Origin of the sequence: Streptomyces sp. NPDC051133 (assembly GCF_040682635.1) — a bacterium.
In the GTDB taxonomy this organism is placed as follows: Bacteria; Actinomycetota; Actinomycetes; order Streptomycetales; family Streptomycetaceae; genus Streptomyces.
The window spans coordinates 3686-14861 of record NZ_JBFBBK010000093.1; the positions used below are offsets into that span (position 1 = coordinate 3686).

9 protein-coding genes are annotated in these 11176 nt (G+C 73.6%); 7 read left to right on the top strand and 2 right to left on the bottom strand.

Features of this window, described 5'->3' with window-relative positions; all coding sequences use genetic code 11:
* The coding region (locus tag AB0N17_RS43530) for a hypothetical protein (RefSeq protein WP_366017237.1) at nt 1–424 on the bottom strand (424 nt) is incomplete at its 3' end.
* On the opposite strand from AB0N17_RS43530, the gene AB0N17_RS43535 reads away from it, so the two are divergent.
* The 6 genes from AB0N17_RS43535 (at nt 425) to AB0N17_RS43560 (ending at nt 9263) form a co-directional block, all read left to right on the top strand.
* Nucleotides 425–2155 carry an FHA domain-containing protein gene (locus tag AB0N17_RS43535; RefSeq protein ID WP_366017238.1) on the top strand — a complete coding sequence of 577 codons (1731 nt, stop codon included), beginning with the start codon at nt 425–427 and terminating at the stop codon, nt 2153–2155.
* Complete coding sequence (locus AB0N17_RS43540) at nt 2152–3741, top strand: protein kinase (RefSeq protein WP_366017239.1); 1590 nt, start codon at nt 2152–2154, stop codon at nt 3739–3741. The genes AB0N17_RS43535 and AB0N17_RS43540 overlap by 4 nt, the downstream gene beginning before the upstream one ends.
* Nucleotides 3742–3767: 26 nt before the next feature.
* The gene (locus AB0N17_RS43545) at nt 3768–5816 is read left to right on the top strand and encodes a hypothetical protein (RefSeq protein WP_366017240.1); all 2049 of its coding nucleotides are present in this window, start codon (nt 3768–3770) and stop codon (nt 5814–5816) included.
* A gap of 16 nt (nt 5817–5832) precedes the next feature.
* Nucleotides 5833–6813, top strand: coding sequence for a LysR family transcriptional regulator (locus tag AB0N17_RS43550; RefSeq protein ID WP_366017241.1), 981 nt, complete (start codon nt 5833–5835; stop codon nt 6811–6813).
* A gap of 176 nt (nt 6814–6989) precedes the next feature.
* Nucleotides 6990–8558, top strand: coding sequence for a M4 family metallopeptidase (locus tag AB0N17_RS43555; RefSeq protein WP_366017242.1), 1569 nt, complete (start codon nt 6990–6992; stop codon nt 8556–8558).
* A gap of 111 nt (nt 8559–8669) precedes the next feature.
* On the top strand, nt 8670–9263 hold the full coding sequence (locus tag AB0N17_RS43560) for a PadR family transcriptional regulator (RefSeq protein WP_366017245.1): 594 nt from the start codon (nt 8670–8672) through the stop codon (nt 9261–9263).
* Here AB0N17_RS43560 and AB0N17_RS43565 read toward each other — a convergent pair.
* Nucleotides 9191–9766, bottom strand: a complete 576-nt coding sequence (locus tag AB0N17_RS43565) for a flavin reductase family protein (protein ID WP_366017243.1) — start codon at nt 9764–9766, stop codon at nt 9191–9193. The two genes, AB0N17_RS43560 and AB0N17_RS43565, sit on opposite strands and share 73 nt — an antisense overlap.
* Nucleotides 9767–9938: 172 nt before the next feature.
* Between AB0N17_RS43565 and AB0N17_RS43570 the strand changes: the two genes are divergently transcribed.
* Nucleotides 9939–11066, top strand: a complete 1128-nt coding sequence (locus tag AB0N17_RS43570; protein WP_366017244.1) for an acyl-CoA dehydrogenase family protein — start codon at nt 9939–9941, stop codon at nt 11064–11066.
* Nucleotides 11067–11176 lie beyond the last annotated feature (110 nt).

Consider the following 11176-nt stretch of genomic DNA (forward strand, 5'->3'; position numbering starts at 1 on the left):
CGGCGGTGGCGGCGGTGAGGGTGGGGGTGATCCGGAGAACACCAACCGTCCCAGTGGTGGCGGTGGCCACGGTGGTGGTGAGGGCGGCGGCGGTGGCGGCGGTGAAGGTGGGGGTGATCCGGAGAACACCAACCGTCCCAGTGGTGGCGGTGGCCACGGTGGTGGTGAGGGCGGCGGCGGTGAAGGTGGCGGTGATCCGGAGAACGGCAACCGTCCCAGTGGCGGTGGTGGCCGCGAAGGCACCCTCGGGCGTGCCGGGACGACCGTGCGCGGCGGTATCGATCTGCCCGGTACCGGCGACATGGCCACCCGTCTCTCGCCCTCCGCACCCGACGCGGACGGCGGCTTCAACGGCGGTACGTTCCTCAGCGGTTCCGGCGCAGGCTGAGCCACCGCAATGCTCTGCCATGTCTGCCGCGTCCACGTGCGGCGCGACTTCCCGTACTGCCTGCACTGCGGCACTCCGCGCCGGGGTGCCGCACCGACGTCGTTCGCCGCGCCCCGGCTGCGCGGCCTCGACGAACCCACGCTGCTCGTCGCGCTGACCGGCCCCGTCACCACGCTGGGCCGGGGCGAGGACAACGACGTGGTCCTGTCCGACACCAGCGTCTCGCGCCGCCACGCCCGCATCGTCCGCACCGCTGACGGCTTCCGGATCGAAGACCTGGACTCCTTCAACGGCACCGCGGTCGGGGGTGTCGACCTGCACGGCGGGGCGGCCGGCCTCGCCGACGGCACCGAGCTGTCCGTCGGCGACGTACGCCTGGTGTTCGAACAGCCCCGCGACGACCGGATCGGCTCCCGCACCATGGTCGTCGGTACCCAGCTGACCCAGCTGCCCGTCGCCGGACAGGAAGAGGCCCCGGAGGCGGGCGGCCCGCTCACCGCGCGCCCCCGCCGCCGCACCGGCTGGGCCCTGAAGCAGATCCCCACCGAACGCGGCGCACCCCGCTGGGTGCTCAGCAGCAGCCGCACCGGCCGCTATCTGGAGCTGGACGAGCGCCAGGTCTTCCTCTGGCACGCCGTCGACGGCGAGAACACGGTTCGGGACCTGCTGTTCGCGTACGCCGACCGCTTCGGCGAACTCGCCCTGCCCCGCATCGAGTCCGCGCTGGCCGCGTTCGCGGACGCCGGGCTGCTGCGCGGCCTGCCCGGGCGGCCGGAGGAGGAGCGGCCGACGGGCTGGCGGCGGGCGGCGCGTGCCGTGTACCGGGCGCTGCTGAAGCTGGAGGTGTCCGTTCCCGGCCTCGACCGGCTGGTGACCCGGCTCTACCAGGGGTTCGGCTGGCGGCTGTTCACCCGGACCGGAGTGCTGCTCGCCTGGCTGTCGGTGGCCGGCGGCCTCGTCGCGTTCTTCGCCGCGCAGGGCCGCCACCACCTGCTGGACTTCGGCGGAGCGGGCGTGTGGGGCCCGGTCCTGCTGGCCGCCGGATACGTGACCGCGCTGCTCGTCCACGAGCTCACGCACGCGCTGGCCGTGAAGTCGTACGGCCGCAAGGTCAGGCGCGGCGGGTTCCTGCTGATGATGGGCATGCCGTTCGCGTTCGTCGACACCAGCGACATGTGGTTCGGCTCCCGCTGGTCACGGGTCGTGGTGGCCCTGTCCGGGCCGCTGTCCACGGCGGCGCTGGCCGGCTGGTGCGCCACGGGCGCGGCCCTGCTGCCCGCGGGACCCGTCTCGGCCGTCCTCTACCAGTTGGCCTTCGGCCTCTACCTGAACACCCTCTACAACTTCAACCCGCTGATGCCGCTGGACGGTTACCAGGCGCTCACCGACGCCCTGCGCGTGCCCCGGCTGCGTGAGGAGGCGAGCGCCTACTTCCGCACGGGCCTGTGGCGGGACCTGCGCGCCGGCAACCGGCCCGGCCCGCGTCAGGCCGGCCTGGCCGCCTACGGCCTCGCGGTCGTCGTGGGCACCTACGGCTTCCTCGGCCTCGCCCTGCTGGCCTGGCGTTCCCGGATCGGCGACCTGCTCGCCGGCCGGCTGGCCGAGCCGTGGACCACGGTGATCGAGGCGGCAGTGGTCGCCCTGATCGCCTTCCCGGTGTGGTCCGCGCCGCTGCGGTGGCTGCTGCGCCGGATACGGCGCCGGCGGGACGCGCAGGTCGTACCGCGGGGCGCCGGGCTCCCCGCGCCGGTGGAGGGGACGGCATGACCGAGGACACGCACACCGACGACGGCTGGGCGGTCCCCGGCTACGAGGCGGTGCGGACGCTCGGCGAGGGAGCCGGCGGCCGGGTCGTCCTCGCCCGGCACACCGCGACCGGCGTGCCCGTCGCCGTCAAGTATCTGAGCGAACACCTGCGCGCGGACCGGGAGTTGCTGGTCCGCTTCCGCGCCGAGGCCCGGTTGCTCGGTGAGCTCCGGCACCCGTGCGTGGTGCGGCTGTACGAGTACGTCGAGGCACGCGCCGGTGCCGCGATCGTGATGGAGGCGGTGGACGGCGTCAGCCTGCGCGGGCTGCTGCGCCGACACGGGGCGACCGGCCCGGAGACCGCGCTCGTCCTGCTCAAGGGCTCCCTGCTGGGGCTGGGTGCGGCCCACGCGGCGGGGGTGGTGCACCGCGACTACAAACCGGAGAACGTGCTGGTCCGTGCCGACGGCACCAGCGCGCTCGTCGACTTCGGCATAGCGGTGCGCAGCGGCCGGGAGACCGAGGCCGCGGGCACGCCCGCCTACATGGCGCCGGAGCAGTGGAACGGTGAGCCCGTCGGCCCGCCGGCCGACGTCTACGCGGCGTCCGTGGTCTTCTTCGAGTGCCTGACCGGCCGACGGCCGTTCCCCGGCGACGACGTGTCCGCGCTGCGTCTGCAGCACCTGCGCGCACCGGCCCCGCTGGACGACGTACCCGCGCTGGTGCGGGTGCTGCTGCGCGCCGGCCTGGCGAAGGACCCGGCGGACCGGCCCGGCGTCGAGACGTTCCTCGTCGACCTGGAACGGGCCGCCACCGAAGCCTACGGCGCCGGCTGGGAGGAGCGCGGCCGCCGTCGGCTGGCCGAACTCGCCGCACTGCTCGCCCTGTTGTTCCCGTTCGCCACGACCGCGACGCTCGACGGCCCGGCCACCGCACTCACCCTGCTGGGTCGGCTGAAGCGCGGGGGATGGAAGGTGGCGACCGGCGGGGTGGCCGCGCTGGCGGTCGTCGGGGGCGGAGCGACCTATGCGGCGGGCCGCCCGCACGACACGTCGACGACGGTCGCGAGTTCGACCCCGGCGCCAGCCAACTCACCTCTTTCACCGGGTACTTCAGCCTCCCCGGCCACTTCGTCGGGCAGTCCCACGCCCACGGCCGGCACCTCACCCCCGGCCACCCCTTCGGACAGCCCCTCGGGCGGCCTCTCGGACGGCCCGTCGGCCGCGCCCCCCGCTTCCCCGGAGCCGACCCCACCGGCCGGGACCCCGACCACCGTGGCCCCCGGCCCGGCGACACCCGGCACCGTCACCCTCACCATCGGCTCGTGGCAGCGCGGGCCGAGACCGGGGACGCTCGTCGCGGCGGTGACCGTCGAGACGACGGGCACCGGTCCACTGACCGTCACCGCGAACTACTACGTCGACACACCCGCGGACCCGTACGGCTCCCAGTCGCAGCCCCTGTCCGGAAGCACCCGGTACGACCTGACCTTCGAGGCGGACTTCTCCAACCACCCGTGCCGGGGCACCTGGGGCGTGACACTCAGCAGCGACCCGGCCGCCGCCGACGGCCCCCAGACGGCCTCCCTGGACGCACCGCCGTGCTGAACGCCGTCCGACGAGAACGGATCGACATGACGACAGCCACCACAGTGGCCGGCCGGCCCCTGTCCGGCTGGTCACGGCACGCGCGGCACGGCACCTGGCACGCCCTGCTCCCCGCCCGGGCCGGCGAGCGCACCCTCGGCGCACTGCGCGTCGACCGGGCTCTGCTCACGCCCGAGGGTACGCGCGAGCGCCTGGCGGCCGTGGTCCTCGCCACGGCGAAGCTCGGGCTGCCCGGGCTGCTCGGCACGGTCGACCTCGTGGCCGAGGCCGGTGAGGTGTGGCTGCTCACCGTCCGGCCACCGGCCCCCACCCTCGCCGACGTCCTGTCGTCGGCCGACGGTCCCCGCCCGGACGCGGGCAGCGTGGGCAGCGTCCTCAACGAGACCGCCCAGACCCTGCTCGCCCTGCACACGGCAGGCCTGACCCACGGCTCGCTGGGCCTCGACACCGTCGTGATCGCCCCGGACGGGGTCGCCCTGCTGGCCGAGACGGGGCTGGGCGGCGTGCTGGGCGACGCGGCAGCCGTGACGGTGCCGGGCGACGCGCCGCACGCGGACCGCCAGGCGGTCGGCGCCGCTGCCTGGGCCGCTCTGGCCCGCACCCTCGGCGCCGCCTGGACGCGGCCCGGAACCCCTGCGGCGGATCTGTTCGCCCGCTGCTCCGCCACCGCCGAGTCGGAGGGCCTGGCGGCGGCCCGGGCCGTCCTGGTCGCCGGGCGCGCGGCGCTGCCGGCCGACTTCCTGCGCCGCACGCCGCTCCGCGCGGCGGCGACCGCGTCGACCCCGCGGTTCGCGCCGCCGAAGACACCGGCACCGTCCGTCGCCGGCGCCCCCGACGGCCCGTCCCCACGAACGGACCGTCACCCGACGCCGACCACAACCGCCCCCACCCCGCACCCAGCCGCCCCCGAGCCCCCTGCTCCCGCAGCCGACGGTTCGCCCCGCTCTTCGACCACCGCGGCCCCAGAGGACGTTGCTCCCGCAGACGACCGTTCGTCCGGCCCTTCGTCCTTTGCCGTCCCCGGGAGTCCTGCTCCCGCAGCCGACCGTTCGTCCGGCACCTCGCCCTTTGTCGCCCCTGAGAGTCCTGTTCCCGCAGCCGACCGCTCGCTCCGTGCTTCGACCACCCCGGTCCCCGAGGATGCTGCTTCAGCGGCCGACGGTTCGTCCGGCACCTCGCCCTCTGCCGCCCACGAGAGTTCTGCTCCCGCAGCCGACCGCTTGCCCCGCCCTTCGACCACGGCAGCTTCCGGGGAAGCTGCTCCGGCAGCCGACGGTTCGTCCCGCCCTTCCCCCACCGCCACCCCCCAACACCCCGCTCCCACACCCGACCGCTCAGCCCACCCTGCACCCACAGCCGGCCAACTCGCCCCCGCGGCCGACGCCCACAGTGCCGCAGGTCCGGGCCGGCGGCCCCCGCTGTCCGTCCCGGAACCTCCTCCCTCGGCCCTCGCCGGTCAGGTCACCACGGTCGGCCGCGCACGCCGTGCCGGCGCCCCGGACACCCAGGCGACCGTCCTCGGCAAGCGCAACCGGGCCACCTTGCCCCCGGTGACGGCGGGGGAGGACGCCGGTGAGGTCCTGCTCCGGTTCGGGCCCGGGGTGCCCGTGGACGAGCAGGACGTCCTGCGTGCCCGATGGCGGACCGAGGCAGTGGCGCCGACCTCCCCGCGTTCGCGCCGCGGACGCCGGGGCCGGCTCGTCACCACCGCCGTCGTCGCGATCGCCGCCGTCCTGATCTGGCTGCTGCTGCGCCCGGCCCCCGCCCCCGAGGTCCTCGCCGTCCGGGTCCAGGCCCCCGCCGGGCCGCTGCACTGCGGTCAGACGGCCGACCTGACCGGCGTCGTCACCACCGACGGGCACGGCGGCCCCGTCACCTACCGGTGGCTGCGCGCGGACGGTCAGGACTCGGGCGAGCTGATCCGCACCGCCCCCCGAGGCGAGCGCCAGGTCAGGGTGCACCTGCGCTGGACGGTACGCGGTTCGGGCCGCTTCCGGGGCACCGCCCGCCTGCGGATCGCGCACCGGCCGTCCCCGATGGAGGCGAAGGCGAGCTTCACCTACGTCTGTCCTTGAAAGGGAGGGAACGTTCTTGCACCTCGAGTTCCGGCACCTCCGTATCCTGCTCACCGTCGCCGAGGCCGGCAGCATCCGCCGCGCCGCCGCACGCCTGCAGCTCTCCCAGCCGGCCACGAGCGCTCAGCTGAAGCGGATCGAACAGGAGCTGGGCGGCCCGCTCTTCATCCGCAGTGCCGACGGGGTGAAGCCGAACGAGAACGGTCAGTACGTCCTGCGCTGCGCCCGTGACCTCGTCGTCGGCTTCGACCGGCTGCGCGAGTACGCACGGTCGGCGGCCGAGGCGGACCGGCAGGCCACTGCCCCGCTGAAGGCGGGCGGAACCGCCGGCCCTCTGGTGTCCCTGCTGGTCTCCGCCCTCTTCGAACTCGCCCCGGAGCGGCGGCTCACCATAGACGCCCGCCGGTCCGTGCACACCCTGGTGAAGTCGCTGAGCCTGACGAAATGCGACATCGCCGTGTTCGGCGAGTTCCCGGGCTTCCCCCTTTCGGTCGGCGAGTCGGTGGCGACGCGCACACTGCTCCGTGAGCCGGTCTTCGTCCTGCTCGCCGAGGACCACCCGCTGGCGTGCCGGGAGTCGGTCGCTCTCCATGAGCTGGCGGGGGAGGACTGGGTGATGCCGGAGGCCGACGAGAGCGGTGTGCACGCGTACCTCCATCTCACCTGTCAGGCGGCGGGTTTCACTCCGCGCATCGCCCATGTGACGTCGGACCTGTCCGTGGCGCAGATCCTGGTCGCCGGTCGGCGTGCCGTCTGCGGGGTATGGCCGACCGCCGACGTCTCCGCCCGGGGTACCGTGCAGCGACCGCTCGTGGACGTCCCGTTCCACCGGCGGCTGGTACTGGCCTGGAACACGGATTCGGTTCCGCCCGAGCTCGCCGACGCGGCGTGCGAGCGCCTGCTGGCCGCCTATCTTTCGCTTGTGGGGGAGCGACCGCAGTATCTGGCCTGGTGGGAGGACGGGGGCCGGGAGTTCGCCCTGGACGAGGGCAGTTGACCTGCCTCACCACGGGCCCCCGTGCCCTATAGCTCCGCGGTTATATCCCAGATGAAGTCGCGTCAGGGACATGTCACCTACTGAACACTTCGCGTCAACGTCCCAGGACGTCGTCACCCCACGACGAGCGAAGGAATCCCCACGTCATGTCCCGTCCTCTTCTTGCCCTTTCCGCGATGGTAGCCGCAGGCGTCATCACCACGGCGATGGCCGTACCCGCGCACTCGCAGCCCCACGCCGTGCAGGGCGCGACCTCCGTCCGCGGCACGGCGATATCCCACGCCGAGGCGAACGTGACCCGGCACGCCGACACCTTCGGTTTCGGCGCGGGCCAGAGACTCCACGTCAAGGACGTCGTGATCGACGCCGACGGAACGCAGCACGTCCGCTTCGAACGGACCTACCGCGGCCTCCCCGTCGTCGGCGGCGACTTCGTCGTCCACCAGAAGGCCGACGGCTCGTTCAAGGGATCCACCCGCGCCAGGGCCCACAAGGTGGCGCTGGGGTCCGTCACTCCCGCCCTCGACGCCCGGGGCACCGCGGCCAAGGCGCTGAAGCGCGCGCACGGGCTGGTGAGCAACGCCAAGTCCACCCCCGAGCTGATCGTGTGGGCCGCCGACGGCACCCCCCGGCTGGCCTGGCGCACCACTGTCCAGGGCCTGGGCGACAAGGGCCAGCCGCACGGCGAGGTCTTCGTCACCGACGCCACCACCGGCGCGGCGATCGAGAACTACGACGCCGAGCACGAGGCGACCGGCACCGGCCACTCCGAGTACACCGGCGACGTCGCCATCGACACCACCCAGCAGGCCGACGGCACCTTCGCCCTGATCGACCCGGTGCGCGGGCACATCACCAAGGACGCGCACAACCTCTCGTCCTCGTCCCTGAAAAGCACCTCCGGCACCGTGTTCACCGACGCCGACGACATCTGGGGCGACGGCAGGAAGTTCTCCACCGACCGCGCCACCGCCGCCGTCGACGCGCACGCCAACACCGCGGAGACGTTCGACTACTACAAGGCGACCTTCGGCCGCAACGGCATCAAGAACGACGGCCGCGGCGCCACCGTCTTCGTCCACGTCGGCACGAACTGGGACAACGCCCAGTGGTCGGACACCTGCTTCTGCATGATGACCGGCGACGGCGACGGCACCACCGACCCCGAGCAGGTCGACCTCGACACCATGGGCCACGAGATGACCCACGGCGTCACCTCGGCCACCGCCAACCTGCGCTACAGCGGTGAGTCCGGCGGCCTGAACGAGGCCACCAGCGACATCCTCGGCACCATGGTCGAGTGGTACGCGAACAACCCCGTCGACACCCCCGACTACCTCTTCAGCGACCAGTCCACCCCGCCGTGGCTGCGCCGCTTCGACAAGCCGTCCCTTGACGGCCGCTCCGCCGACTGCTGGTCGAAGTCGGTCGGCCGCCTCGACGTGCACTACTCCTCGGGCGTCGGCAACCACTGGTTCTACCTCGCGAGCGAGGGCAGCGGCGCCAAGACCGTCAACGGCGTCTCCTACAACAGCCCCACCTGCAACGGCACCACCGTCACCGGCATCGGCAACAAGAAGGCCTCCGCCATCTGGTACCGGGCGCTGACCGTCTACATGACCTCCACCACGGACTACAAGGGCGCCCGCACCGCGACCCTGAACGCGGCGAAGGACCTCTACGGCGCCACCGGCCCCGAGTACGCCACCGTGGCCGCGGCCTGGAGTGCGGTCGCGGTCTCCTGACGTCCGTGGGGCACGGCGTACGAGCCGCCCGCACCGCACCCGGGGACACACAGGTGCGGTGCGGGACGGCCCGGACCGGCTCCGTAGACTGCCGCTGTGGCTGAGCAGAGGATGAGCGGTGCGAAGAGCGGCGGCGACGCGGAGCGCCCGGCCCTCCCGGCGACCGGCTGGGCGGTGCTGGGACTGCTCTCCTTCGGTGAGGAGCTGTCGGGTTACGACCTGAAGAAGTGGGCGGACTGGTCGCTGCGCTTCTTCTACTGGAGCCCGTCGTTCAGCCAGATCTACAGCGAGCTCAAGCGTCTGGAGCAGGCCGGGTACGTCACCGCGCGGATGGTCGCGCAGGAGACCGGCAACCGCGACAAGAAGGTCTACCGGATCACCGACGAGGGGATGGACGCCGTCCGCACCTGGGCGCGCGAGTCGCCGGTGGAACCGCCGGTGCTCAAGCACGGCGTCATGCTGAGACTGTGGCTCGGCCACCTGCTGGAGCCCGAGCAGATGCGTGACGTGCTCGCACGGCACCGGGAGTACGCCGAGACCATGCGGCGGCGCGCCGAGGCCGACGCCGAGGGCGGTCGCGCCGAGCAGGCGTGGGCGTACCCCGTGCTGACGCTGAAGTGGGCGGAGCGGTACTACGCCTCGGAGCGGGACCTGGCCGACGCGATGCTGGCCGACCTCGACGAGCTGGAGCGCAAGCGCCCGTAGGTCCTGCGGAAGTACAGCAGCGGACCGGTGTCCCCGGTACGGTCCGCCGTGGCCAGGGCGGTCACCCTGCCCAGCGCGATGACGTGGTCGCCTCCGGGGAACGTGTCCGCCAGCTCGCACTCGACCGTGGCGAGCGCCCCGTCGAGCAGCGGCGCGCCGTTCAGGCCGGGACGCCAGTCGACCCCGGTGAACTTGTCCCCGCCGGTCACGGCGAACTGCCGGCACAGCCGCTGCTGGCCGGCCGACAGCACGTTGACGGCGAACCGCCCGGCCGCACGGATCTTCGGCCAGGTGGACGAGGTGCGCGCCGGGCAGAAGCACACCAGGGGCGGGTCCAGCGACACCGACGAGAAGGACTGGACGGCCATGCCGGCCGGCCGCCCGTCGGGCTGTGCCGCGGTGACGACCGCGACGCCGGTGCAGAAGCTGCTCATCACCTCCCGCAGGCCGGCGTCGTCGAGCGCGGCGGACGACGAGGGGATCCGGGGCGTGAGCGTCGTCATGCGTCCTCCTGAGATTCCTGCCGGCGCGGTGGCCGGGTTTCCTGCCGGCGCAGCGGCTAGTGAGTGTTCCTACTAGGTATATGCCTAGTAGGAACACCTGTGATTGGATACCCCTCGCACCCGCACGTCAAGTGGGCGGAGTCCCAGCAGAGCGCCACGGAGGCAGCGGCAGATGAGACTGACGGAGGAACAGCGGGAACTGCGGTCGGCCGTAAGGGCGTTGCTCGCCCGGCACCCAGGAGCAGAGGCCTGGCGGCCGCTCACGCGGCAGATCGGCGCGGCGGCGCTCGCCGTACCCGAGGCGTCCGGGGGAGCCGGCGGGGGACCGCTCGAGGTCCACGTGGTCATGGAGGAGCTGGGACGCGCCCTCGCCCCCGTCCCGTATCTCGGCTCCGTGGTGCTCGCCGCCCAGGCCCTCCTGGCCTCGGGCGACGCCGAGCTGCTTCCCGCGCTGGCGGAGGGCGGCACGGTCGGTGCCCTGGCCTGGGCCGAGGACGGTTCCTGGGACCCGGGGGCCGTACGGGCGCAGGCCCGCCGGGAAGGGGGCGGTCCATGGCGGCTGACCGGCACCAAGGACCATGTCCTGGACGGTGCCGACGCCGACGTGCTGATCGTGGCCGCCCGCACGGACGCCGGGGTCTCCCTGTTCCGGGTCGGGGTGGACGCCGACGGCGTACGGCGCGAACGGCTGACCGCCGTGGACCCGTCCCGGCCACAGGCCCGCGTCCTCCTCGACCGCGCCGAGGGACGGCTGGTCGGGGACGACGGCGACGGCGCGCGCGTGCTGCGGCACGTGCTCGACCTGGCGTGCACGGCCCTTGCGGCCGAGCAGGTGGGGGCGGCAGAACGCTGCCTGGAGGTCACGGTGGCGTACGCGAGGGAACGCGTCCAGTTCGGCCGCCCCATCGGCTCCTTCCAGGCCGTCAAGCACCGGCTGGCGGACGCCTACGTGCTGGTGGAGTCGGCGCGCTCGGCGGCGCTGGGGGCGGCCGTCGCGGCCGCGGAGGGCGCGCCGGAGCTGACCCGGTACGCGGCGGCGGCCAAGTCCGCCTGCTCGGAGGCGTTCTCCACGGTGGCCGGGGAGATGATCCAGCTGCACGGCGGGATCGGCATGACCTGGGAACACGACGCCCACCGGTACTTCAAGCGGGCGCACGGCGCGGCCCACCTCCTCGGTTCCCCCGCCTGGCACCGGGCCCGCCTGGCGGCGGATCTGGGGCTGATGGAGCGTCACCTGGGTGAGGAGGCGGGCTCGGTCCGTGCCGGGGCCGCGAGCGTGTTCCAGGGCGCGGGCTCGTAGGTCCGCCGGCCCCGGCACCGGGTGCCGGGGGACGGCGCGCGGCAGACGGCTCGCTCTCCCGGACGGGCCTCGGCAAGGAGACCGTCCAGAACATCCTGGCGCTGCGCTTC

What these genes read in the sequence shown, in the direction of transcription:
- AB0N17_RS43540 (WP_366017239.1), top strand. Translation starts at nt 2,152, where the DNA reads ATGACCGAGGACACGCACACCGACGACGGCTGGGCGGTCCCCGGCTAC.
- AB0N17_RS43545 (WP_366017240.1), top strand. Translation starts at nt 3,768, where the DNA reads ATGACGACAGCCACCACAGTGGCCGGCCGGCCCCTGTCCGGCTGGTCA.
- AB0N17_RS43555 (WP_366017242.1), top strand. Translation starts at nt 6,990, where the DNA reads ATGGTAGCCGCAGGCGTCATCACCACGGCGATGGCCGTACCCGCGCAC.
- AB0N17_RS43560 (WP_366017245.1), top strand. Translation starts at nt 8,670, where the DNA reads ATGAGCGGTGCGAAGAGCGGCGGCGACGCGGAGCGCCCGGCCCTCCCG.
- AB0N17_RS43565 (WP_366017243.1), bottom strand. Translation starts at nt 9,766, where the DNA reads ATGACGACGCTCACGCCCCGGATCCCCTCGTCGTCCGCCGCGCTCGAC.
- AB0N17_RS43570 (WP_366017244.1), top strand. Translation starts at nt 9,939, where the DNA reads ATGAGACTGACGGAGGAACAGCGGGAACTGCGGTCGGCCGTAAGGGCG.